Genomic DNA, 23,879 nt, shown 5'->3' on the forward strand with positions numbered 1-23,879 from the left:
GTGGCCCCCGTCAGGCGCCGGTGCGGCGCAGCAGGACGCCGACGCTGCCGCGTTTGCCGAGGTAGGCGCGGCCGCCGCAGACGGTCTCCAGCGCCGGGGCGACGAGCGGGGTCTCGTCGGCCTTCTCCCAGTGCGGGGCGCTCTCCAGCCAGGGGGTCAGCCCGGTGGCGAGCGTCTCGGGTTCGAGGGCGACGAAGACCAGGTCCGTCGGGAGCCGGTCCAGCAGGGCGAGGTCCTGGCCGTAGTAGAGCATCTCGATCAGGAGGTAGGCCGCACCGCGCAGCCCTCGGCCGGCGGCCAGCTCCTCCAGGGAGTCGGGGCGGATCCTGGCGGTGTCGCCGACGGCCTCGGCCAGCCGCCCGCGGAAGGCGGGGTTGGGTTCGGTCGCGTGGACGGTGAAGCCCTTCTCCGCGAGCCGGGTGGTGAGCGCCCCTTCGCAGGCGCCGACCTCGATGAGGGGGCCGCTGCCGGGCGCACAGTGCCCGGCGATCCACGCGACGGTGGCGTCCAGCCGCTCCGCCTCGTAGGCGGAGGTGGCGAACTCCCACGGGTCACGCACCGAGGCCGCCTCCTCGTCGAGGCTGGCCAGAAGTGCGAAGAGGCGTTCGCGCTCCTGCGGCCCGGCGGAGAAGAAGCGCTCGGTGGCGTGGACCCGGCCGGTCTGGACGACGTACTCGGCGGAGGCGGTCCGCAGCAGGTGGCCGCAGTGCCGGTTGACGAAGGCGAGCTTGGCCTCGGCCCCGGCGCGGTCCAGCGGCCGGTCGAGGTCGCTGACGAACTGGAGGTACGGGGAGTGGCCCACCGCGTGCAGGACGGGCGGCCCGTCCGGGGCGACGGCGGCAGCGGCGTCCCGGCCGAGGCGGCCCCTGCTGCGCCGGGTGTCGGCGGGCGAGTGGGTCCAGAGCCGGGCAGGGGCTCCTTGGGCCACGGCCTCGATCAGGGCGGCCAGCGCCTCCGGTCCCGGCGACGCGGCGCTCTCGTCGACGGGCCGGATGTGCCGGGCGACGGCGGCGAGGCGCTCGGCTGCGGGGAGGCCGGCCGGGAGCACCAGGTGTTCGGCGGTGTCGCCGAACAGGACGTGGACCTCACGGCCCTCCTCCCGCCGAAGGGCGGGCCCGGGGGCGATGAGCACGGAGAGGAAGTCCAGTACGGCGTCCTCGGCCCTGAGTACGGCCACGATGTCGATCACGGGATGGATCCCCTCAGCAGGACGCGGGCAGGCAGCGGATAGGACGGGCCGAAGCGGAACGGCCCGCAGCCCGGCGGCCCGGGTCCGGGGTCGAGCTAACCACCGGCCCCCCAGGTGGTCCAGACCAATTTTCCGCCGATCATGGGACCCGTGGACGGGGGCCGTGAGGCCCCCTGACCCCCGGTATCGCCCCCGCCGTACGGGAGTTCCGTTCGTCCGCCGTGACCTGATTTCAGCCACGACCACCTCCCGGCGACGGGCGCTTACCACGAACCGCTCCCCCACACCAGAGGCGAACCCCTCGCAGTGGCTGAGAAGTTTCGGCAGCGGGGTGAGTACGGGGGTCCTGTCAATCCGGCGCGCCGGGCTTCTAGAATCACGTCGCATCCGACGCCCCGACGATTCGGGCGGGGCGCGGAGCAGGGGGACGACGGGGGTCCGATGATGACGAGGAACAGGCGCGACGGGGTACGTGCGGTGGCGGTCGCGGCGGCGGGGATACTGCTCGCGGGCTGCGGAAACGCGGCGACGCAGGCCGGGGAGGACCCGGAGCCGAAGCCGTCCGCCTCGGTGAGGCAGGCCGGGGGGACGGCGGACCCGTCCGGGACGCAGGACCCGTCCGGGACGCAGGACCCGAAGGAGCCGCAGGAGTCCGGGGAGCCCGGGGCGCTGCCCAGCGCGTACGAGTTCACTCCCGACCCGGCCCGGGTGCCGAAGACGGCCGCCGAGGCCCGCAGGCTGACGCGTAACGCCGCTCTGGGGGAGGACGACTGGACGGCGGGGATGGTGCGGCACACCCCGTACGAGAGCGGCGGTACGTGGCCGGTGCTGGCCGATTCCTGTGTCTGGAGCCGGACCGCGCTGCCCGCCGGGGTGCTGGACACCTTCACCCGGCGGATCGACATCCCGGCCCAGGACGGCAAGGGGCGGGTCCAGGGGGCGGTGACCGTGACGGTGCACGAGACCGTCGAGGGGGCGGACCGGGAGATCAAGGACACCGTCCAGGAGAGCTTCCGGTGCCCGGCGCAGGAGCTGGGCAGCGGGCAGCGGCTGAGCGGGCTGATGTCGTTGCAGTTCGACCCGAAGGACGTGCGCAACGCGGACGCCTCGCTCTTCGAGGCGGGGAAGTACACCGGACCCGGCTCGGGCGGGACCCAGGACTACGTGTGGACCAAGTCCCGGATCGGGCCGGTGACCACGGCCGTCTCGGTCAAGGGCGCCCAGGGCTATGAGAACGCCGACCTGCTGCGGATCGCCGCCGAGGGCGGTGCCAAGGTGCTCTACCGCGTCGAGCTGGAACTGAAGTGACCGTGGGCCAGGTCTTGTTGGAGAGAGCGCCTGCGGGCGGACGACACGATTCAGGGACGTAACCGCTGATGGAACCGCTCCATTCCACGGACCCGGCGCGGATCGCCGGGTACCGCACCCTCGGCCGGCTCGGTGCCGGAGGTATGGGCGTGGTGCTGCTGGGCCGGTCGCCCGGCGGCGCGCTGGTGGCCATCAAGCTGATCCGGGCCGAGTACGCGGACGACCCCGGGTTCCGCACCCGGTTCCGGCGCGAGGTAATGATCGCCCGGCAGGTGCGCAACCGGTGGGCGGTGCCGGTGGTCGACGCCGACACCGAGGCGGCCGCGCCGTGGCTGGCCACCGAGTTCGTGCCGGGGCCGCCGCTGAGCGAGGCGGTGGGGGGCGGGGCGCCGCTGCCGGAGCGCAGCGTGCGGGCGCTCGGCTCGATGCTGGCGGAGGCGCTGGAGGCCGTCCACGGGGCGGGGCTCGTCCACCGGGACGTGAAACCCGGCAACGTTCTGCTGGGTCTGGACGGTCCTCGGCTGATCGACTTCGGGATCGCGCGGGCCCTGGACGACACCGTCCTCACGGCGACGGACGTGATCGTCGGCTCGCCCGGCTTCCTCTCACCCGAGCAGGCGCAGGGACGGCGGATCGGCCCGCCGAGCGACATCTTCTCGCTGGGCTGCGTCCTGGTGTACGCGGCGACCGGCGCACGGCCGTTCGGCAGCGGCCCGGCCGAGGCGATGCTCTTCCGTACGGTGCACGACCCGGCGGATCTGGGCGCGCTGCCGCCGGGGCTGCGCCCCCTGGTGGAGGCCTGCCTGGCCAAGGAGCCGGAGGGGCGGCCGACCGCCGGGGACATCCGGCGGGCGTTCGCCGAGGACGCGGCGGGCGGCAGCTGGCTGCCCGGCCCGGTGACCCATCTGATCGCCGAACGCTCCGCGAGGATGCTGGCCCTGCCCGACATCGAGGCGACCAGCCTGGACGCCGGTTCCACGGCGGGGACCGGCGCTCCCGGCACCGGGAGCAGGGACACCACCGCCGTCCCCGCCGCCCCCGGGCGCCGGCGGTTCCTCGCGTACGTGACCGGCGGCGCGGTCCTCGCGGCGGCGGGCGGCACCACCGCCTGGCTGGCCGGGTTCGGGGGCGAGGAGGCCCGGGGCGGGCAGGGCGAGGGGGGCGGCGGGGAGAGTGCGGCCGCCCGGCCGGAGCTGCGCATCGGGGTGCAGGCCGACCTCAGCGGCCCCTCGGCGGCCGTGGGCAAGGGCCAGGAGCGGGCGGCGCTCCTCGCGGTCGAGGAGCACAACGCCCGCAAGGACGCGCCGTTCACGCTGCGCCTGGTCACGGCCGACGACGGCGGTGACGAGGAGAAGGCGAAGGCGGCGGTGCGGCGGTTCGCCGAGGACCCGCTGCTGATCGCGGCCATCGGGGCGACCGGCGCGGACGCGGCGCGCGAGGCGCTGGTGGCGTACGACGAGGCGGCACTGCCGCTGCTCAGCGTGGTCGACGGGGACACCCGCAACCTCAACCGGATCTTCCTGTGCGCCCGGCCGCGCAACGACATGCAGATGCTGCCGGTGGCGCAGTACCTGGGGGCGTACGAGATCGACGCCGTGGCGCTGGTGGACGACGGCACCGAGTACGGCCGGCAGACCACGCGGTTCCTGGACGCGGGGCTGCGGGGCAACGGCCGCACGGTCCTGGCGGAGACCGTGCGGGAGGGCAGCACGGAGCTGGACGCCGAGGCGGAGCGGATCGTCGCGAGGAAGCCGGGGGCGGTGGTGTACGGGGGCGGGTGGCGGGATGCCGGCCGGTTCGCGCGGGCGCTGACGCGGGCGGGGTTCCTAGGACCGAAGATCGGCACCCAGGCCGTGCACGATCCCCGGTTCCTGGCGGAGGCGGGCGAGGACGCGGCGGGGTGGCTGGTCGTGTCGACGGCCGCCGATCCCGCCTCCGTACCCTCGGTGCACGCCTTCGCCGCCGCGTACCGCAGGCGCTTCGACGGTGCGCCGCCGCTGCTGGCCGCCGAGGCGTACGACGCGGTCGGGCTGATCGCGGCCTGCGCGGAGGGGACGGGCCGGTCCACGGTGACGCGGCAGGACATGCTGCCCGTGCTGCGGTCGACGCGGTACAAGGGCGTCTCCAAGAGCTACGCGTTCGAGCCCGCGAACGGGATGTACACCGGAACCGGGGTCTTCATCTACCGCGTGGAGCGGGGGCGTTTCCGGTACATCGGGATGGACGGCCGCGAGGTCTGACCACGTCGGCCGCCTCCGGAGCCGGTCGGCGTTCCGCCCTGGGTGAGGGCACATCACATCCGGCCTGAGTCGCTAATTTGAGCTTCCAGGGCAATATTTTGCGCAGCGGCATAGACTTCCTTGCGGAGCTGCTCTTAGCCTCAGGGCGTCCGCAGAGCCCCCGAGCCGCAAGGACGGACCTCCCGTGACCCCTCCCCCACCACCCCCACGCCCCGGCCGCATCGCGCGGCGATCCCTCTCCGCCTCCCTGGCGCTGGCCCTCACCGCGCTGGCCGCCGCCACCACACTGGTCGTGGCCGGCGCACCGCCCGCCGCTGCCGCCGCGGTCCCCGCACCCTCCCCGCTGGACGTGCCCGGACGCGGGGCGACCGTCCCGTTCACGGAGCACGAGGCCGAGTACGCCGCCACCAACGGCACGCTCATCGGCCCCGACCGGCTCTACGGCTCGCTGCCCTCGGAGGCGTCGGGCCGCCAGGCCGTCACGCTCGACGCGGTCGGCGAGTACGTGGAGTTCACGCTCACCGAACCGGCGAACGCGATGACCTTCCGCTACTCGCTGCCGGACAACGCCGCCGGGACGGGCCGGGACGCCTCGATCGACGTGCGGGTCGACGGGACGCACCTCAAGAGCGTGCCCGTGACCTCGAAGTACGGCTGGTTCTACGGGGGTTACCCGTTCAACAACAACCCCGGCGACACCGACCCGCACCACTTCTACGACGAGGCCCGGACGATGTTCGGCGCCACGCTGCCGACCGGCACCAAGGTCCGCCTCCAGGTCTCCTCCACCGCCCAGTCCTCCACGTTCACCATCGACCTCGCCGACTTCGAACAGGTCGCCGCCCCCATCGGCAAGCCCTCCGGGGCCCTGGACGTGGTGAGCGACTTCGGCGCCGACCCCACCGGCGAGGCGGACGCCACGGCGAAGATCCAGGCGGCCGTGGACGCGGGCCGCACCCAGGGCCGGGAGGTGTACATCCCGCAGGGAACCTTCAAGGTCCAGGACCACATCATCGTCGACGAGGTGACGCTGCGCGGGGCGGGCCCCTGGTACAGCGTGCTGACCGGCCGGCACCCCACGGACCGCGCCAAGGCCGTGGGCGTCTACGGCAAGTACGCCTCCCAGGGCGGCAGTTCGAACGTGACGCTGAAAGACTTCGCGATCATCGGCGACATCCGCGAGCGGATCGACGACGACCAGGTGAACGCCATCGGCGGCTCCCTGTCGGACTCGGTCGTCGACAACCTCTGGCTCCAGCACACCAAGTGCGGCGCCTGGCTGACCGGCCCGATGAACAACTTCACCATGAAGAACACCCGGATCCTGGACCAGACGGCCGACGGGGTGAACTTCCACTACGGCGTCACCAACTCCACCGTCACCAACACCTTCGTCCGCAACAGCGGTGACGACGGCCTCGCCATGTGGGCGGAGAACATCCCGAACGTGAACAACAAGTTCACGTTCAACACCGTCATCCTGCCGATCCTGGCGAACAACATCGTGACGTACGGCGGCAAGGACATCACGATCTCCGACAACGTCATGTCGGACACCATCACCAACGGCGGCGGGCTGCACATCGCCAACCGCTACCCCGGGGTCAACTCCGGCCGGGGAACCGCCGTCTCGGGTACGCACACCGCCGCCCGCAACACCCTCATCCGGACCGGGAACAACGACTACAACTGGAAGTTCGGCGTCGGCGCCGTCTGGTTCAGCGGCCTCAACGAGCCGATCGAGGGTGCGACGATCAACGTCACCGACACCGAGATCCTGGACAGCTCCTACGCGGCGATCCACCTCATCGAGGGCGCGAGCAACGGGCTGAACTTCAACCGGGTGAAGATCGACGGGGCGGGGACCTACGCACTCCAGGTCCAGTCCCCGGGCAGGGCGACGTTCACCGACGTCGTCGCCGCGAACATCGCCCAGTCCAACCCGATCCACAACTGCGTCGGCGCGGGCTTCCAGATCACCCGGGGCACCGGCAACTCCGGCTGGTACGCCGACCCGCCCGCCTGCACGGGTGTCTGGCCGGACCCGGTGTGGACCAACGGCGGGGTGCCGGGGGGCGACCCGGGCACCCCCACCGACCCGCCGGACCCCACTGACCCGCCCGAGCCCACCGACCCGCCCGGCCCGACCGATCCCCCGGAGGAGACCGGCAACCTCGCCCAGGGTCGTGCGGTGACCGCGAGCAGCCACGTCGACGTGTACGGCGCCGGGAACGCGGTGGACGGGAACGCGGACACGTACTGGGAGAGCCGTGACAACGCCTTCCCGCAGTCCCTCACCGTCGACCTGGGCGCGGCGAAGGCCGTGCGGCGGGTGGTGCTGAAGCTGCCCCCGGCGGCCGCCTGGGCCACGCGCACCCAGACCCTGAGCGTGCTGGGGTCCACCGACAACAGCACGTACAACACCCTGAAGGAATCGGCGGGTTACACCTTCGACCCGTCGAGTGGCAACACCGCGACGGTCACCCTGCCCGGGACCTCGGCCCGCTACCTGCGGCTGACGTTCGCCGGCAACACCGGCTGGCCGGCCGCCCAGCTCTCCGAAGTGGAGGCGTACACGAGCTGAGCGACCCGAGCGTGGGTGTGGGCCCGGCCGCAGGACGACGGCCGGGCCCACACCCGCGTTCATGGCGTCACTTCACCGGGAACCGCGCTCAGAGCGTCGCTTCACCGCGTACGCGCTCACGGCGTCGCTTCACCGTGGACGCGCTCCGGGTGCTACTTCAGGGGAAACGACTTCGCCGCCGGGGAGACCGACGCCGGGCTGATGACCTTCAGGCCGCCGGGGACCGTGGCGTCCGGCTTCATGATGACGCTCTCCCGGGTGGACGGCGCCGTGGGGTCGGAGAAGTCGTGGGTGACCCCGAACTCGGTCCCGTACCCCTTGATCGTGAGCAGCGCCTTGTCCACGCCCTCCCGGGTCAGCTCCTTGTTGTCGCACGCCTTGTCCAGCGCCTCGCCGAAGACGGAGGCCGCCGTCCAGCCCGCGACGACCCCGTTGTCGAGGACGTCGTTCGGGTACTGCGACGCGTACTCCTTGGCCAGCAGGGACGGGCCGTCGCCGGGGTCGCCGATGGGCAGGGTGGAGGAGGCGATGTAGTAGTCCTTGAGCAGGGCCGGGCCCGCCTGGGTCTTCAACAACTGCGGTGCGTACGCCGAGTTGTTGCCGACGACGGGGACGTTGAAGCCGGTCGCCGCCGCGACGCCGACGAGCGAGGCCGCCTGGCGGGGGCCCGCGCTGACGATGACGGCCTTCACCCCGGCCTGCTTGAGGGCGGCGACCTGGGCCGTCATGTCGTTGTCGGTCGGCTTGATCTTCTGCTCGACGACGGTGAGCCCCTCTTCCTTCGCGGCGTACTTCGAGCCGGTGAGCGCGTTCTCGCCGTAGTCGCCCTCGAAGTACACATGACCGATCCTGTCGCCCTTGGCGATGCGCTTCTCCTTGAGCAGGTGGTCGATCAGGTTGATGGTCTCGACGTCGTACGTGGCGCCGATGACGCGGATGTACGGGGAGCCGAGCAGGTTCGCCGACCAGGCCTGCGGCAGTACGAGGCCCTTGTCCTTGCCGTCGATGCGCTGCTCGACGGCGGCGACGAACGGGGAGCCGATGAACTGGGCGAAGCCCAGCACCTTCGGTTCCAGCTCGGTGTAGCCGGCGATGGCCTTCTGCGGGTCGTACCCGTGGTCCCGGATGGTCAGCTCGATCTTCCGGTCGCAGATGCCGCCCTTGGCGTTGATCTGCTTCACCCACAGCTGCTGGGCCTGGGTGACGCTCTTGCCGAGCGAGGCGTACACCCCGGTCATGTCGGTGAGGACACCGAGCGAGATCGTCGAGGAGGAGACCCCGGGGCCCGTCTTTATACCGGCCTTGTCCTGCTCGTCGCCCTTCCCTTCGGTCGCCTTGCCGCTGCACCCGACGAGGGTGACGGTGAGGGCCGCGACCACGGCCGTGAGCGCTCTGAGTTTCATTTCTTCTCCCCTGATTTCTTCGGACGCGTGAATCGCGGGCGTGCCTTGGCGAGGCGGACTCGCGGGCGTGCGATGCCGAGGCGGGCGAGGCCGCCGGGCAGGAACAGGACCACCGCGACCACCGCGGCGCCGTACAGATAGCGGGACGCCTCACCCGGTGCCAGACCGCCCGTACCGGGGGCGGAGACCAGGGGGAGGGAGTCGCTGTAGTGCGTGAGCACCTGCGGGAGCAGGGAGACGAAGAAGGCGCCGACGACGGCCCCCGCGACGCTGCCGAGACCGCCGATGACGATCATGGCGAGGTATTCGAGGGACAGGATCATGCCGAAGTACTCGGGCACGGTCCGCTGGAAGACCAGGGCGAGCAGGACGCCCGCGAGACCGGCGTACATCGAGGACAGGACGAAGACCCCGGCCCGGTAGCGCGCCACCGGTACGCCCATGACGCCCGCCGCGATCCGGTGGTCGCGGATGGCGTTCATCGCCCGGCCCGGCCTGCCCCGCAGCACACCGCGGGCGAACAGGGCGCTGAGCAGCAGAGCGGCCAGGCCCACGTACCAGAGCTTCTCCGAGGAGCCGAACGGGACGGCGGCGACGACGAGTTCACTGTCGTCGAAGGTGAACCCGAAGAGGGAGAGCGGCGGTACGGCCCGCCCGTTGTAACCCCCGGTCAGGGAGCCCGCGTTGAACAGGACGTGCTGCCCGATGAAGATCAGTGCGAGGGTCGCGATACCGAGGTAGGCGCCGCGCAGCCGCCCGGCGATCGGGCTGAACAGCCCTCCCGCGGCCCCCGCGATCAGTACGGCGAGGATCGCCGCCAGCCAGGTGGGCAGCCCCAGCCCGGTCAGGGCGTGGCCGTTCTCGGTGCTGGACTCCCCCGCCAGGACGCAGTAGCTGTACGCGCCGACGGCGAGGAAGAACGCGTGGCCCATGGAGAGTTGGCCGGTGGCGCCGGTGAGCATGTTCAGCCCGATGGCACCGATGGCCGCCGCCATCGCGAACAGTCCGGCCTGGAGCCAGAAGCGGTCCAGGTAGAAGGGGAGGGCGAGGAGCAGGAGGGAGCCGATGAGGACGGCGCACGTACGGGGCCGGAGCAGCCGGCCGGTGAGGCTCCCCGCGCCACCGGGCGCGGGGGCGGGGGCGGTTGTCGCTCCGGAGGTGGCTTCGGCGGCGGTGTCAGACACGGGCCAGCTCCTTCGTGCCGAAGAGTCCCGCGGGCCGGATGAGCAGGACCGCGACCATCACCAGGTAGGGCGCCAGATCGCCGATGCCCCGGCCGAGGAAGGAGAGGTCGCTCTGGTAGCCGGTGGCGAGCGACTCGGTGACGCCGACGATGAGTCCGCCGGCGAGCGCCCCGGTCGTGGAGTCGAGCCCGCCGAGGATCGCGGCGGGGAACGCCTTGAGCGCGGCGAGCGAGGTGGCGCGCTCCAGGCCGGGCGTCGGGAAGACCGTGAGGAAGAGCGCCGCGACGGCGGCCAGGGCCCCGGCGACGGCCCAGGCGGCGAGCGAGACCCTGCCCAGCTTGATGCCCATGAGGGCGGCGGTCTGCGGGTTCTCGGCGGCGGCCCGCATGGAGACGCCCCACGATGTGTAGCGGAAGGCCAGCAGGAACACGGAGATGAGGAGTCCGGCGGCGAGGAACGCGGCGATCCTGGTCTGGGCGAGGGTGATCCCGCCGATCTGGACGACCTCGTTGCCCCACGGGTCGCCGAGCGCGAGGACGTCCGTGCCCATGCGGCGGGTGAGTTCGGTGATGAGGAGGATGTCGACGCCGATGGTGACGATGGCCAGGACGCTGTGGTCGCTGCCCCGGTAGCGGCGCATCACGAAGAACTCGATGGCCGCCCCGACGGTCGCGGCCCCGGCGATCCCGACGAGCAGCGCGGGCCAGAACCCGATGTCGTCGTGGAGGACGGCGGTGACGTAGCCGCCCGCCAACAGCAGTGACGCATGGGCGAAGTTGACGACCTCGGTGGCCTTGAAGATGACGACGAACCCGAGGGCGATCAGTGCGTAGACCGAACCGATCGACAGGCCGCCGAGGAGAAGTTCGATGAACGTGGTCATTCCGGTGCTCCCAAGTAGGCCTGGACGACGGCCGGGTCGTTCTGGACCTCGGCGGGTGTGCCGCCCGCGATCCTGCGTCCGAAGTCGAGTACGGTCACCGCGTCCGCGAGCCGCATCACCACCCCCATGTCGTGCTCGACCAGCACGATGGAGATGCCGAGGCTGTCGCGTACGTCGGCCACGACGGCCGCGGTACGGCGGCGTTCGTCGGCGGTCATCCCGGCGATCGGCTCGTCCAGGAGCAGCACCCGTGGCTCCATGCACAGGGCGCGGCCCAGCTCGACGAGCTTCTGCTGCCCGTACGGGAGGGAGCCCGCCGGACGTTCCAACGCCTGCTCCAGGCCGATGAATTCGGCGATCTCGCGGACCCGGTCCAGGTGGCGCCGCTCCTCGCGGGCGGCGGACGGCAGCCGCAGGCCGGTGGCGAGGAACCCGGAGCGGGTGAGCCGGTGACGGCCGAGCAGCAGGCTGTCGGCGACGGTCGCGTGCGGCGGGAGCGCCAGGTTCTGGAAGGTGCGGGCGACGCCGAGGGCGGCGATGGCGTGCGGCGCGAGGCCGGTGAGCTCGGTGGTGCCGAGGTGGACGGTGCCCGCGGCGGCGCGGTAGACGCCGGAGAGGACGTTGAAGCAGGTGGACTTGCCCGCGCCGTTGGGGCCGATGACGGCGTGCACGCTGCCGGGTTCGACGGTGAAGGAGACGCCGTCCAGGGCGGTGAGCCCGGCGAAGCGTACGGTCACGTCGGTGACGGTGAGGGCGGCCGGCTCGGTGGTGGCGTCGGCCGCGGTGGCCGGTGCGGTCTTCACGCGGACCACCTGCTCAGGGTGCGCCGGTGGCGGGAGGCCGCGTCCGCGTCGGCGGCGGCCTCCTCGTCGACCACGCCGAGGTAGCGCCGGCGCACCTCGTCGGAGGCGGCCAGTTCGGCGGCGGGCCCGTGCAGGGCGACCTCGCCGACGTCGAGTACGTACGCCGTCGAGGCCAGGCGCAGCGCGATGGCCGCGTTCTGCTCGACGAGCATCACGGAGGTGCCGCTCGCGTTGATCTCCTGCACGGTCTCCGCGATCCTCGCCGCCATCAGCGGGGCGAGGCCGAGCGAGGGCTCGTCCAGCAGGAGCAGCCGGGGCCCCGCCATCAGGGCCCGGCCCATCGCCAGCATCTGCTGCTCACCGCCGGAGAGGAGTCCGGCCCGCTGGTGGGCACGGTCGGAGAGGACCGGGAACAGCTCGTGGACGCGGGCCAGGGCGGCGCTCGTCTGCTTGCGCCCGCCGCGCGCCCCGAGTGCGCCCGCGCGCAGGTTGTCGGCCACCGTCATCCGGGCGAAGACCTGCCGGCCCTCCGGTACCTGGACCACTCCGGCGGCCACCACCTGGGCGGGCCGCAGCCCCTCCAGGGGGCGGCCGTCGAACCGGATGGTGCCGGTGCCCGTACCGCGGTGGAAGCCGAGGGTCCGCGATACGGCCCGCAGCAGCGTGGTCTTGCCCGCGCCGTTGCCGCCGAGTACGGCGGTGATCGCGCCGTCCGGCACATCGACGGAGATGTCGCGCAGGGCCCGGACCGGGCCGTAGCCGACGGACAGTGCGCGGATCTCTAGCGTTGCCATGCGTCCTCCTCCTTCCGCCTTCTCGTGTCGTGCTGATGGGTGGTGTTCATGAGCCGTGCTGATGGGTGGGGCTCATGGGGTGCTCGTGGGTGGAGCTCTGCTCGTGTCGTGCTGATGGGTGAGGCTCGTGGGTGGTGCTCAGCTGTGGGGTGTGGCGTCGTGTGGTGCCACAGACCAGCACCGGCCGGGGCGCGCGTCCACGGTGCGGGCCGGAGTCGATGCGGGTGACCAGCGATCGAAGGGCCTCGTTGTGCACGCGCACAGAGGCGGCGACGGGCGGGCTCCCGCGGGGACGGCCGGTGGCATCCTCGTCGGTCATCGGGGAGACCGGTCCCGGCGGCGGTCGCGGTGGCGGACGACAGGCGCCCGACGAGCCGGTGGCCGGTCCGGCGGACGGAGGCGGGGATGCTGCGGGAGACGGGGCCCGGGGAGCGGACGCGGGCCGGGGCGCTGCTCGGCCCGCTGCTGGCGGGCTCCGCCCAGCCGCACCAGGTGCGGCGTGCGGCGCGGGGGCTCGGGCTGCCCGAACGGGGGCGTTACGCGGTGGTGGTGCCGGGCGCGAACGCTCCGGTGGGCCGCGGCCCGGCAGCCTCCGTCCCGGACGGGACCGCTCCGGTGGCCTCCGCCCCGGGCGGGACCGCTGCGGTAGGCCGTGCCCCGGTGGCGACCGTCCCGGCAGCCTCGGTCCCGGATCCGGAGGGGGCGCGGTGGTGCTGGTGCGGGGAGGTGGGGGTCGTCCTGCTGGGCCCGGAGGGCCTGGCCGGGCCGGTCGCGCGGCTGGCGGAGGCCGGGGCGGGGCCGGTCGGCGTCAGCCCGGTGGTGGGCGGCCTCGCGGAGCTGGGGCTCGCCCGACGGCTGGCGGGGGCGGCGCTGCTGGCCTGTGGGCCGGGGACGCGCGAGATCGTGGCGCTGGACGAGCGGTTGCCGACGGCCCTCGTGGCGAGCGCGCCGGAGCTGTCCGCGCGGCTGCTCACGGAGGTGTTCGGCCCGCTGCTCGTGCTGGCTCCGGCGGAACGGGCCCTGCTGATGGGGACGTTGGAGGCGTGGCTGGAGTGCGGGGGTTCGGTGGGGCGGGCCGCGGTACGGCTGCGGTGTCACCGGAACACCGTGTTCAACCGGCTGCGGCGGCTGGAACGGCTGACCTCGCGGTCGCTGTCACACCCACGCGAGCTGGTCGAGACGGTGCTGGCGCTGGAGGCGCTGCGGTTGCCGGCGTCGCGGGGGTGAGGGAAGGGGCCCACCTGAACGGGAAGCCTCCCCGTACCGCGTCAACCTGTGGCGCGAGAGGACGGGCCGGTCGTACGTCCCGGCGCGGGAGGACGGGCCGGTCGTACGCCCCGGCGCGGCAGGAGGGGCCGGGACGTACGTCCCGTACACCGGCCCCTCTCCGTCAGCTCAGGAAGTCCCGCGCGATCGACTCGGCCGCCCGCTCCAGCAGCGGTCCGGCCTGGGCCATCGAGACCGCCGGGTCCGGTTCCAGCTCGGCCAGGGCGTAGGCGCGCGCGATGCCCGCCCCGCTCAGCGCCTCCGGGGACAGGGCGAGTCGGCCGCAGACCGCGACGACCTCGATCCCGGCCTCCCGGGCGGCCGCGGCCACCCCCGCCGGGGCCTTGCCGTGCAGGGTCTGCTCGTCGAGCGAGCCCTCGCCGGTGATGACCAGCGTGGCGCGGGCGAGCGCGTGGGCGAAGCCGAGCACGTCGAGCATGACCTCGATCCCCGGGCGGAAGCGGGCACCGAGGGCGACGAGCGCCCCGTACCCGATGCCTCCGGCCGCTCCGGCGCCGGGCAGGGCCGCCGTCTCCGGCCCCAGGACGGAGGCGTAGTGGTTCAGGGCCGCGTCGAGGACCGCGATGTCCTCCTCGCTCGCGCCCTTCTGCCGCCCGTACACCTCAGGGGCGCCCTTGGGCCCGGTCAGCGGGTTGTCCACGTCGCTGGCCAGGATCAGGTCGACGTCCGCCAGACGCGGGTCGAGCCCGGTCAGGTCGGCCTCGGCCAGTGCGGCGAGACCTCCGCCACCGGGGCCGACGGGCTTGCCGTCCGCGTCCAGGAAGCGGGCCCCGAGCGCGGCGAGCATGCCCGCGCCGCCGTCCGTGGTGGCGCTGCCGCCGACCCCGAACACGATCGTCGTCGCCCCGGCGTCCAGGGCGGCCCCCAGGAGTTCGCCCGAGCCGTACGTGGTGGCCGTGAGCGGGGCGAACACCCCTGCGGGGAGGTGCTGGAGGCCCGAGGCCTCGGCCATCTCCACCACGGCGGTGGAATCGCGCAGCGCGTACGCCGCCGTCACCGGGTCCCCGAGGGGGCCGGTCACCCGCGCCTCGCGGCGCTCGAACCCGGCGGCCACCGCCGCCGCGACCGTGCCGTCGCCGCCGTCCGCGACGGGCAGGGTCTCCACCCGTACGCCGGGGACGACGCGCCGCAGCCCGGCCGTCACCCGCTCCGCGACCTGCACGGCCGTGAGTGATCCCTTGAACTTGTCCGCCGCGACGAGCACGCGGGCGGTCTCCACATCTGCTCCGTCCGTCACCTTGCATCCCTTGCTTTCGAACAGGCAGTCGCGCCGCCCCGACCCTATCCGCACGACCCCTGATCTGCCCATGGCCGTCCACGGCTGTGCGGGCGGCCCCGCACCACTACGCTGTCGGCCGTGACCACCACCGATGCCGACTACGCCACGTACATCGCCGGGCTCCCCCGGGTCCTCGCCGCAGCCGCGTGCCTCTTCCGCGACGCCGACGGACACGTCCTGCTCGTGGAGCCGAACTACCGCAAGGGCTGGGCGCTGCCCGGCGGAACGGTCGAGTCGGAGACGGGCGAAGGCCCCCGGCAGGGCGCCCGGCGCGAGACGGTGGAGGAGATCGGGCTCGACCTGGCGCCGGGCCGGCTGCTCGCCGTGGACTGGACGCGGGGCCGGAGCCGGCCGCCGATCGTGGCGTACCTGTACGACGGCGGGGTGCTCACCCCGGAGCAGCTCGCGGCGATCCGGCTCCAGGAGGAGGAACTGGTCTCCTGGAAGCTGGTCGCCCCGGCCGACCTGGGCGACTATCTGCTGGGACAACTGGAATCGCGGGTGCGGGCGGCCCTGGACGTGCTGGAGTCCGGTACCGGCACGGCGGAGCTGGAGGACGGGCAGCCGGTCGCGTAGGGCATCTGCCCCGGGTGGGGCCCGGGGCACAGGTGGGGCCCGGGGCCCCGGTGCGGGCGTTTCAGCCCTGCTGGGCCTCGGGCTTGATCTCCACGTCCCGGACCGACTCCTCGCGCTCGGCGACCAGCGCCTCGGTGTGGTGGCCACGGGCGATGTAGTCACGCACCACGAGTTCCACGGCGTCCTGCGGGTTGCCGACGCCCGCGAGGACCATGACTTCGACGACGAGTTCGGCGTCCAGACTGACGCTCACCTTGGCCATGGCAGGACCTTACACCGGCGGAATCCTGAAGTCGGCGGTGGCGGTGCCCCGTTGACGGCCGGGCCCACGGGCGCCGACCGACGCGGTGCCGAAGCCGCCGCGTGCTCCGGGCGGCACGGCTCGGTCGACCGGCAGCCTACTGGGCGGCACGTGGACCGGGGTCCTGTCGCTTGCCGTCCTCGTCCGTCGTCTCCGTACGGGCAGGCGGCAGGGCGAGCAGCGGTGGTCCCGTCGTCAAAGCCTCGGCGCCGACCGCGTCGTCCGGCTCGGTCGGAGGTACGCGGTCCACCGTGTAGAAGACGTGCTCGTCCCCGCCGAGTAGGGCCGCACCGTGGAACGTGGTGTCCTCGAAGTGGAAGGTCTGCCCGTCGCCGCCCCGCACCGCCGTGTCGTTCAATGTCGCGTCCCCGAAGTGGAATGCCTGCCGGTCCCCGCCCCGCACCGCAGCGTCGTTCAGCGTCGCGTCCCCGAAGTGGAAGGTCTGTCGGTCCCCACCCCACACCGCCATGCCGTTCAGCGTGCTGTCCCCGACGTTGACCGTCTGCCCGTCTCCCGCCCGCACCACCGGTTCGTGCAGAACCGCGTCGCGCAGGTCGAGGGTCTGGCCATCGCCTGCCGTCAGGTGGAGGCCGTGGATGACGGCCCCTCGGAAGTCGTAACGCGGCGCCTCCTCACCACCCTGCTGCGGCCGTGAGCCGCCATCGCCTTCGGCCGTCTCCAGCTCATGCAGGTGCGATGCCCTCTCCTCCGCGTCGGTGACCTCGCCGTCGCCGAGTGCGGCGAGCGCGCGAGCCACGGCGACCACGCTGCTCTGCCTGGCGTGGGCCCCGGAAACGACACGCCGGACCGTCTCGGGGCTGATGTCGGTGCTTCGGGGGTCGGTCAGGACCGCGGAACTGATGCTCCGCAACGGCGGCTTGCCGGCAGCCTCGTACAGTCGCCTGATCTCACTCGCCACGGCCGATACGGGGGCAGTGGGGGCGGGAGGGGAAGAGGGAGGAGCCGTGGCAGCGGCCGGCTCCGAGGACTCCGGAGACGGGGAATCGTCCGTCGGTACGCGCTCCCGGGCATCGGGCCCGCCGGGCACAGGGACGCCGGGGGCCGTGTGGGCGGGGGCCGGACGCCGGGCCGCACCGGTGAGCGAGCCGAGCGCGGCCTCCACCTCACGCCTCCTGCCCATCCACTTCGCCATCGCCGCCTCGCCCTCCGGGTCCCAGGCCAGCACCATGGCTCGCAGCACGGTCCGTGAGGGCAGGCGCCGTGCGCTCAGAGCGGCGTAGACACTGGACCGTCCCACGCCGTACTTCGCGACGACGTGGTCCACGCCGAAAGGCTCCGCCCGCGCGGTCCCCTTCCTCCGGGGCGGAGCCGCATCACGCAGTTCGCGCAGGTCGGACGCGAATGCTTCGAGCGGTTCGGACGGGTCCAACGGACGTGCACGACGCGCCATGGCCACTCCCCGGGAAGTCCTCTTTAGTCTCGCTTAGGACGACAATAGCGATCCCCGTGGCGTCTGGTGGTGGGGTTGTACCGGATGGCCGGACACACGGCCGTCCGGAGGGAGTTGAGATGTCTTTCGAGGATCGGGACAGCAGTACCGGTGCCGATGACGGCAGTTGGCGGCGGGTGGCGTTCCCGGTGCCCCCGCTGGGCAGGTTGACCAGAAGGAGCGGCCTGGTCTCCAGGCCCGGCGTCTACGTCGGTTCCGCTCTCGCCATGTGGGTCGCCACCGGCCGGACACACGGCGAGAGCACCTGGGCCACCGTGGTCCTCGCACTCGCGGTGATCGCCACCGATGCGTTCCGTCAGCACAGGTGCGCCTGCGCCCAGCCGCGGGGTCAGGGCCGGTGACCCCGCCGGACAGCGGGCCGCGGACCCTCTACGGGTTCTCCAGCCCCGCCCGGACCCGGCGCGAGGGCTGGAAGACGTAGAGGTCGAGGATGTCCGGGGCGTCCGCGAGGCCGGGGCCGCCGGCCGATGCCCAGGTGATGACGTCCTGCTCCGCGTGCTCGTCGTTGACCAGGCCCAGCCAGACCGGGCGGCCCCCGGCACGGCGGCCCTCGGCCGAGGGCTGGACGACGATGACGTTGCCCTGCTCGCAGGCGTCCAGGCACTCGACGGCCCGTACGGTGGCGGCGCCTTCCAGCCCGGAGCGGAGCCGGGTGAGCTGGGCCGCGTGGTCGACGCCCGGGATCTTCTCGGTGCCGCAGCAGCAGCCCCGGCAGACGCTCACGGTGGGCCGTGAAGCGCCCTGGGCGGGCACGTCCTTGCGGGGGCGGCGGCTCATACGGGCACTTCCGGTCGGTGGAGGGAGGGAAAGCAGGAGAGAGCGGGGCGACGACCACCGCCGGTCCGGGTGATCAGCGCGACTCTACCGAGGCTGCCCCGCTTCGAACACCCGCACCCCTGCCGATCCGGGTGGGGTATCGTTGATGGCTGCGAAGGGGAGTAGCCCCGCAAACCGGTCGTCGACACACTGGAGCCCTCGGGTTCCCGGTGGCCGGGCTCGTGGACCCGTGACCGGGTCGTCCCACGGGCGGGCGAGACCTTCGGTCCTGTATGACACGTCCACGCCCTGTGGGCGCTGCCGTCATGCCGGGCCGAGTGGTCCTCCGAAAAGCCCGAGCGGCGCTTCGCGAAGATCCGGGGCCCGGCTCGCACAGAAAGCCACCCGGAATGCACCTCGACCCCCTGGCGATCATCACCGCCTTCGGGCTGATCTTCCTCGCGGAGCTCCCCGACAAGACGATGTTCGCGTCGCTGGCCATGGGCACGCGGATGCGCCCGCTCTACGTGTGGTTCGGCACGTCGTCCGCGTTCATCGTGCATGTCGCCATCGCCGTCGGCGCGGGCAGCCTGATCGGGCTGCTGCCCGACTGGACCGTCAAGCTCGTCTCGGCCTCGCTCTTCGCGTTCGGCGCGTTCATCCTGCTGCGCGGCAGCGGCGGGGACGACGACGACACGGAGGTGAAGACCGTGACCGGCTTCTGGCCGGTCTACTCGACCGCGTTCATGGCGGTGTTCATCAGCGAGTGGGGCGACCTGACCCAGATCACCACGGCCAACCTGGCGGCGAGCAACGGCACCTGGTCCACCGCGATCGGTTCGGCCGCCGCCCTGATGTCCGTCTCGGCCCTCGCTCTGCTCGCGGGGAAGTTCATCGCCAAGCGCGTACCGCTGAAGACCGTGCAGCGCATCGGCGGGATCTGCATGCTGGGCCTGGCGATCTGGACGGCCGTGGAGATCTTCACCGGCTGAGGCGGCGGAGCGGGGGCGGGGGGCATGTGCCGGTGTCGGTACTCCCCCGCCCCTGCTTTCTCTTCCCTCTTCGCCTCGTCGTCCCTTCGTCCCTTCGTCTCTTCATCTCTCGCAGAAGAGGGCTTCTCTCTCAGAACAGGGCCTGTACCCCGTCCCGGCCGCCGCCGCTCTCGAAGGCGAGCAGCCGCTGCTTGCGGTCCAGCCCGCCTCCGTATCCGGTGAGGCCGCCCGAGGCCCCGATGACGCGGTGGCACGGCACGATGATGCCGACCGGGTTCTTGCCGTTGGCCAGGCCGACCGCCCGGGAGGCGCCCGGCTTGCCCAGCTCCTCGGCCAGTTCCCCGTACGTACGCGTCTCGCCGTACGGGATCTTCCGCAGCTCCGCCCAGACGCTCCGCTGGAACGGGGTGCCGTGCAGGTCGAGCGGGAGGTCGAAGGTGGTGAGTTCGCCGGCGAAGTACGCCGTGAGCTGGCGGATCACCTCGTCGAAGGGGGCCGGGTCCGGTACACCGAAGGTCTCCTCGGGCGGGCGGTGGCGCTGGTCGGTCATGTACAGGGCCGAGAGGACGCCGTCGGTGGCGACGAGCGTCAGCGGGCCGTAGGGGCTGTCGACGACCGTGTGCTGCTTGGTCACCGGGGGCGTGATGGTGGTCATGGCGGGGGTCCCTCCGTCAGGTGGGCCGGTGGTCGATCAGGTGGGCAGGTGGTTGATGGGGTGGTCGTCCACGGTCCAGAGGTACTGGACGGCGTACGCGCGCCAGGGGCGCCAGTCGGCGGCCCTGGCCGTGAGGGCGGCGGGGGTGGCGGGCAGGCCGAGCCGCTCGGCCGCCCGGCGGATGCCGAGGTCGGTGGGGAGGAAGGCGTCGGGGTCGCCGAGCACCCGCATGGCGATGGCCTCGACGGTCCAGGGGCCGAAGCCGGGCAGTGCGGAGAGTTCGGCGCGGGCCCGCTCCCAGTCGGTGCCGGTGCCCAGGCGGAGCGTGCCGTCGGCGAGGGCGGCGACCAGGGTGGTGAGCGTGGTGCGGCGGGTCCGGGGCAGGGCCAGGGCCTCCGGGTCCAGCTCCGCCAGCGCCTGCGGGGTGGGGAAGAGGTGGGTGAGCCCGCCCTCGGGGTCCTCGACCGGTACCCCGTGGGCGGTGACCAGACGGGCCGCGTGGGTGCGGGCGGCGGCGGTGGAGACCTGCTGGCCCAGGACCGCGCGTACGGCGAACTCGGCGCCGTCCACCGTACGCGGCACCCGGCGGCCGGGCCCCGCGTCGACCAGCGGGGCGAGCAGCGGGTCGGAGCGCAGCTGGGCGTCGACGGCGACCGGGTCCGCGTCCAGGTCCAGGAGCCATCGGCAGCGGCTGATGGCCCGCGTGAAAGAACCAGCCGTCGAAGCGGGCGTCCTTGGACTGGACGGCCCGCACGCAGCGCTCGGTGTCGGTGTGCATGGTTCCAGGATGGGTCACCGGTCAGGGGCCTGGCTGGCGGAAATCCGACACGCACCTCGGGGTCCCGGAGCCCCGGGGCCTCCTCGGTGTCAGCCGCCGCGCGCCGGGCCCGGACGGCCCTGCGGGTGTCAGCCGCGCATCGCGAGGACTTCCTCGAACTCCACGTACGCGTGCGCGTCGAAGAGCACGAACCGCACCTCCTCGACGGGTGCCACGGTCTCCGCGAGCACCGTGCGCACGGCGATCCGCGCGCCGTCGTCCATCGGCCAGCCGTAGATGCCCGTCGAGATCGCCGGGAACGCGATGGTCCGGGCGCCCAACTCGGCTGCCAGGTGCAGCGATTCGCGGTAACAGGAGGCGAGCTGCGCGGAGCGGTCCTGGGCTCCGGAGAAGACCGGGCCGACCGTGTGGATCACCCAGCGGGCGGCCAGGCGTCCGGCGGTGGTGGCGACGGCCCGGCCGGTGGCCAGGCCCTTGCCGTACCGCGAGGCGCGCAGCTCCCGGCAGGCGGCGAGGATCTCGGGGCCGCCGCGCCGGTGGATGGCACCGTCGACCCCGCCGCCGCCGAGGAGCGAGGAGTTGGCGGCGTTCACGATGACGTCGACGGACTGGTCGGTGATGTCCCCGCGGACCAGGCGGACCGCGGGGGTGACGGAGGTGCTCATGCGGACATCATGCCCCGCCCCGCGCGCCCGCGCCGCCCGCAGCCGCTGATTCAGGAGGCGCGCAGCTGCCGCCATACGGCCTTGGCGGCGTGGTGGCCGGACATGCCGTGCACGCCGGGTCCGGGCGGGGTGGCCGAGGAGCAGAGGAAGACCGCCGGGTGCGCTGTCGCGTACGGGACGCGGGCGAGCTTGGGGCGGATCAGCGTCTGGAGCCCCGCGAAGGCGCCGGACGCGATGTCGCCGCCGACGTAGTTGGCGTTGCGCTCGGCGAGCTGGGGCGGGCCCGAGACCGCGCGGGCCAGCACGAGGTCGCGGAAGCCGGGGGCGAAGCGCTCCAGTTGGCGCTCGATGACGTCGGTGGCGTCGCCCTCCCAGCCGGCCGGGACGTGTCCGTACACCCAGAAGACGTGGCGCCCCTCGGGGGCCCGCGAGGGGTCGGTGAGGCTCGGCTGGGCGGTGATGAGGAAGGGCACGCTGGGGTCGCGGCCCTCGACGGCGGCCCTGAGCGCGGTGTCGATGGTCCCCTCGTCGGGGCCGATGTGGACGGTGCCGGCGCGGCGGGCGTCCTCGGCGGTCCAGGGGACGGGGCCGGACAGCGCGTAGTCGATCTTGAAGACGGAGGCGCCGTAGCGGTAGCGGCTGTAGGCGCCTCCGAGGCCGGCGATGCGGGCGAGCGCGGAGGGCGAGGTGTCGAAGATGTAGGCGCGGGCGGGCGGGAGTTCGTCGAGCCGCTTGACCTCGCTGCCCGTGCGGATGGTGCCGCCCTGCTCGCGGAGGTAGGAGGCCAGGGCGTCGGAGATGGCCTGGGAGCCGCCGCGCGGCACCGGCCAGCCGTTCTCGTGGGCGGCGAGCGCGAAGACCAGGGCGATGGCCGAGGTGGCGAATCCGCTGGTGGGGGCGATGGCGTGGGCGGCGAGCCCGGCGAAGAGGCCGCGGGCCTTCTCGCCCTCGAAGCGCCGGGAGACCCAGGTGGCGGGCTGGAGGCCGAGCAGGCCGAAGCGGGCCAGCCGGTACGGGTCGCGGGGCAGCCCGTCCCAGGGGGTGCGCAGGAAGTCGGCGGCCAGGGTGTCCCAGCGGCCGAGGAAGGGGGCGACGAGGCGGCGGTAGGCGCCCGCGTCCTTCGGCCCCAGCGACATGGCGCTCTCGCCGGCGGACCGGGTGAGCACGGCGGCGGTGCCGTCCGGGAAGGGGTGGGCCAGCTCCACCTCGGGGCGCAGCCACTCCAGACCGTGCCGGGCCAGGGGCATCGCCCGGAACGCGGGCGAGCCGATGCCCAGCGGGTGCACGGCGGAGCAGGGGTCGTGCCGGAACCCCGGCAGCGTCAGCTCCTCGGTGCGGGCACCGCCGCCGACGGTGTCGTGCGCCTCGTGGACCTCCACCGCGAAGCCCCTGCGGGCCAGTTCGGCCGCGGCGGTCAGCCCGTTGGGCCCGGCCCCCACGACGACCGCATCGAGCATCGACGTCACCTTGGGACTCCTTCGTCGGCCGGCAGGCGGAAGCCCAGGATATTCCGGTGCACCGACAGTGGGGACGCGGGTACCCCGGGCGGTGCGGAAGCGGGTGCCCCGGGGCCCGGCCCCGACTGCACGAGCCCCCGGCCGGCCGACCGTACGACCCACCGGCCCGGCCCGGTGGGTCAGCCGCCTGTGCGCAGGGCGGCCAGGATGCGCTGGGCGGTGGTCTCGTCGCGGGCGGCCGTGAACGGCAGGTCGTTCCCGCCCGCGATCCGGTACGGGGTGCCGGACAGGGTCGCCTGGGCGCCGCCCGCCTCGGTGACCAGGAGCAGCCCGGCCGCGTGGTCCCAGGCGAGCTCCCAGTTGAAGGCGACGGCGTCCTGGGCACCGCGGGCGACGGCGAGGTATTCGAGCCCGGCCGAGCCGCAGGGGCGCGGGGCGATGCCCTCGGTGCGCAGGCCGAGCAGGGCCCGCTTCTGGGCCTCGGTGGTGTAGTCGGGGTGCGACATCGCCACGTTCAGTACGGCGCCGGGGGCGGGCGCGCCGGAGCGCATCGGCGTGCCGTTCAGTGTGGCGCCCCGGCCGCGCACGGCGACGGCCATCTCGCCCAGGGCCGGTGCGTAGGTCCAGGAGGCGTGGACCTCTCCGCGGTGGGCGAGGGCGACCAGGGTGCAGAAGCCGGCCTCACCCCGGACGAACTGGCGGGTGCCGTCGACCGGGTCGACGATCCAGACGGGCTCGTCGCCGCCGAGGGCGTCGTAGAGCGCGGGGTCGGCGTGCACGGCCTCCTCCCCGACGACGACCGAGCCCGGCAGCAGCTTCGTGAGGGCGTCGGCGAGGTGTTCCTCGGCCAGCCGGTCCGCGGCGGTGACCAGGTCGTGCGGCCCGCTCTTCTCGATGATCTCGTGGGCGGCGAGCTTCCGGTGCCGGGGCATGATCTCGGCCGCGGCCGCGGCGCGTACGGCCGCCTCGATCTCGGGTGGCGGTCCGGTGTGCCCGGCGGTCCAGTACAGGAAGTCATCGATCATGGCTCCAGCTAAGCACGGTCCTCGGGAGCCTCGTCCCCCGGGTGAACCGGGCATCTTTGGCGCGGGCGGTCCCCGCCGCCGGGCCGCACCGGGCCCCTCCGGATGGTTCGGCCGGGCTGCCGGGGGCAGGCGATCCGCCGGACGGCCGATCGCCGCCGACCCGTCGGAAGCCTCTTTCCGGGACGCGTCGGCGGGACGCGGATCCCGGCCGGACCGGGCCTAACGTCGGCCTGGTCAGCCACCCCGACC

21 protein-coding genes and 1 pseudogene are annotated in these 23,879 nt (G+C 73.3%); 7 read left to right on the forward strand and 15 right to left on the reverse strand.

Annotated features, from left to right (window positions below; translation table 11 throughout):
• Positions 1-10 precede the first annotated feature (10 nt).
• Complete coding sequence (locus AB0917_RS09135) at positions 11-1,189, reverse strand: hypothetical protein (RefSeq protein WP_366818855.1); 1,179 nt, start codon at positions 1,187-1,189, stop codon at positions 11-13.
• 441 nt (positions 1,190-1,630) lie between these two features.
• On the opposite strand from AB0917_RS09135, the gene AB0917_RS09140 reads away from it, so the two are divergent.
• The 3 genes from AB0917_RS09140 to AB0917_RS09150 all read left to right on the forward strand — a co-directional run bounded on the left by AB0917_RS09140 (position 1,631) and on the right by AB0917_RS09150 (position 7,321).
• Entirely contained in the window at positions 1,631-2,497 is an 867-nt protein-coding gene (locus AB0917_RS09140) for a hypothetical protein (protein ID WP_366818856.1), read from the forward strand.
• A 68-nt stretch (positions 2,498-2,565) separates the two neighbouring features.
• On the forward strand, positions 2,566-4,737 hold the full coding sequence (locus tag AB0917_RS09145) for a bifunctional serine/threonine-protein kinase/ABC transporter substrate-binding protein (RefSeq protein WP_366818857.1): 2,172 nt from the start codon (positions 2,566-2,568) through the stop codon (positions 4,735-4,737).
• Positions 4,738-4,921: 184 nt separating this feature from the next.
• Positions 4,922-7,321 carry a discoidin domain-containing protein gene (locus tag AB0917_RS09150; RefSeq protein WP_366818858.1) on the forward strand — a complete coding sequence of 800 codons (2,400 nt, stop codon included), beginning with the start codon at positions 4,922-4,924 and terminating at the stop codon, positions 7,319-7,321.
• A 152-nt stretch (positions 7,322-7,473) separates the two neighbouring features.
• Here the strand turns inward: AB0917_RS09150 and AB0917_RS09155 are convergent, their stop codons facing one another.
• From AB0917_RS09155 to AB0917_RS09175, 5 genes are read right to left on the reverse strand one after another with little or no spacing between them, the layout of a single operon-like run.
• Positions 7,474-8,724 (reverse strand): ABC transporter substrate-binding protein, encoded by a 1,251-nt coding sequence (locus AB0917_RS09155; protein ID WP_366818859.1) that lies wholly within the window; start codon positions 8,722-8,724, stop codon positions 7,474-7,476.
• Entirely contained in the window at positions 8,721-9,908 is a 1,188-nt protein-coding gene (locus AB0917_RS09160; protein ID WP_366818860.1) for a branched-chain amino acid ABC transporter permease, read from the reverse strand. Before AB0917_RS09160 ends, AB0917_RS09155 begins: the two co-directional genes overlap by 4 nt.
• Complete coding sequence (locus AB0917_RS09165) at positions 9,901-10,791, reverse strand: branched-chain amino acid ABC transporter permease (RefSeq protein WP_366818861.1); 891 nt, start codon at positions 10,789-10,791, stop codon at positions 9,901-9,903. Before AB0917_RS09165 ends, AB0917_RS09160 begins: the two co-directional genes overlap by 8 nt.
• Complete coding sequence (locus AB0917_RS09170) at positions 10,788-11,603, reverse strand: ABC transporter ATP-binding protein (RefSeq protein ID WP_366818862.1); 816 nt, start codon at positions 11,601-11,603, stop codon at positions 10,788-10,790. Before AB0917_RS09170 ends, AB0917_RS09165 begins: the two co-directional genes overlap by 4 nt.
• Complete coding sequence (locus AB0917_RS09175; protein WP_366818864.1) at positions 11,591-12,388, reverse strand: ABC transporter ATP-binding protein; 798 nt, start codon at positions 12,386-12,388, stop codon at positions 11,591-11,593. Before AB0917_RS09175 ends, AB0917_RS09170 begins: the two co-directional genes overlap by 13 nt.
• A gap of 405 nt (positions 12,389-12,793) precedes the next feature.
• On the opposite strand from AB0917_RS09175, the gene AB0917_RS09180 reads away from it, so the two are divergent.
• Complete coding sequence (locus AB0917_RS09180; RefSeq protein ID WP_366818865.1) at positions 12,794-13,615, forward strand: helix-turn-helix domain-containing protein; 822 nt, start codon at positions 12,794-12,796, stop codon at positions 13,613-13,615.
• 163 nt (positions 13,616-13,778) lie between these two features.
• Here the strand turns inward: AB0917_RS09180 and AB0917_RS09185 are convergent, their stop codons facing one another.
• Entirely contained in the window at positions 13,779-14,894 is a 1,116-nt protein-coding gene (locus AB0917_RS09185) for a glycerate kinase (protein WP_366818896.1), read from the reverse strand.
• A 138-nt stretch (positions 14,895-15,032) separates the two neighbouring features.
• Between AB0917_RS09185 and AB0917_RS09190 the strand changes: the two genes are divergently transcribed.
• The gene (locus AB0917_RS09190; protein WP_366818866.1) at positions 15,033-15,530 is read left to right on the forward strand and encodes an NUDIX hydrolase; all 498 of its coding nucleotides are present in this window, start codon (positions 15,033-15,035) and stop codon (positions 15,528-15,530) included.
• Between the two features lie 61 nt (positions 15,531-15,591).
• Here the strand turns inward: AB0917_RS09190 and AB0917_RS09195 are convergent, their stop codons facing one another.
• Entirely contained in the window at positions 15,592-15,792 is a 201-nt protein-coding gene (locus AB0917_RS09195; protein WP_366818867.1) for a DUF2191 domain-containing protein, read from the reverse strand.
• Positions 15,793-15,928: 136 nt separating this feature from the next.
• Complete coding sequence (locus AB0917_RS09200; protein WP_366818868.1) at positions 15,929-17,116, reverse strand: hypothetical protein; 1,188 nt, start codon at positions 17,114-17,116, stop codon at positions 15,929-15,931.
• Between the two features lie 245 nt (positions 17,117-17,361).
• Between AB0917_RS09200 and AB0917_RS09205 the strand changes: the two genes are divergently transcribed.
• A complete protein-coding gene (locus AB0917_RS09205) occupies positions 17,362-17,643 on the forward strand; it encodes a hypothetical protein (RefSeq protein WP_366818869.1) in 282 nt (93 codons plus the stop codon).
• 28 nt (positions 17,644-17,671) lie between these two features.
• Here the strand turns inward: AB0917_RS09205 and AB0917_RS09210 are convergent, their stop codons facing one another.
• On the reverse strand, positions 17,672-18,079 hold the full coding sequence (locus AB0917_RS09210) for a (2Fe-2S) ferredoxin domain-containing protein (RefSeq protein WP_366818870.1): 408 nt from the start codon (positions 18,077-18,079) through the stop codon (positions 17,672-17,674).
• Positions 18,080-18,468: 389 nt separating this feature from the next.
• Here AB0917_RS09210 and AB0917_RS09215 point away from each other — a divergent pair, with 389 nt between their 5' ends.
• Entirely contained in the window at positions 18,469-19,050 is a 582-nt protein-coding gene (locus tag AB0917_RS09215; protein WP_366818872.1) for a TMEM165/GDT1 family protein, read from the forward strand.
• A gap of 130 nt (positions 19,051-19,180) precedes the next feature.
• On the opposite strand, the gene AB0917_RS09220 is transcribed toward AB0917_RS09215, so the two are convergent.
• The 5 genes and pseudogenes from AB0917_RS09220 to AB0917_RS09240 all read right to left on the reverse strand — a co-directional run bounded on the left by AB0917_RS09220 (position 19,181) and on the right by AB0917_RS09240 (position 23,630).
• Positions 19,181-19,705: a methylated-DNA--[protein]-cysteine S-methyltransferase gene (locus AB0917_RS09220; protein WP_366818873.1), complete on the reverse strand. Its 525-nt coding sequence runs from the start codon at positions 19,703-19,705 to the stop codon at positions 19,181-19,183.
• A 36-nt stretch (positions 19,706-19,741) separates the two neighbouring features.
• Positions 19,742-20,410, reverse strand: a pseudogene (locus tag AB0917_RS09225) (AlkA N-terminal domain-containing protein); the annotation flags it as partial.
• A gap of 201 nt (positions 20,411-20,611) precedes the next feature.
• Positions 20,612-21,148, reverse strand: a complete 537-nt coding sequence (locus AB0917_RS09230) for an O-acetyl-ADP-ribose deacetylase (RefSeq protein ID WP_366818874.1) — start codon at positions 21,146-21,148, stop codon at positions 20,612-20,614.
• Between the two features lie 50 nt (positions 21,149-21,198).
• A complete protein-coding gene (locus AB0917_RS09235; protein ID WP_366818875.1) occupies positions 21,199-22,614 on the reverse strand; it encodes an NAD(P)/FAD-dependent oxidoreductase in 1,416 nt (471 codons plus the stop codon).
• 170 nt (positions 22,615-22,784) lie between these two features.
• Positions 22,785-23,630 carry an inositol monophosphatase family protein gene (locus AB0917_RS09240; protein ID WP_366818876.1) on the reverse strand — a complete coding sequence of 282 codons (846 nt, stop codon included), beginning with the start codon at positions 23,628-23,630 and terminating at the stop codon, positions 22,785-22,787.
• Positions 23,631-23,879 lie beyond the last annotated feature (249 nt).

It is taken from the genome of Streptomyces sp. NPDC007346 (genome assembly GCF_040703535.1).
Lineage (GTDB): Bacteria > Actinomycetota > Actinomycetes > Streptomycetales > Streptomycetaceae > Streptomyces.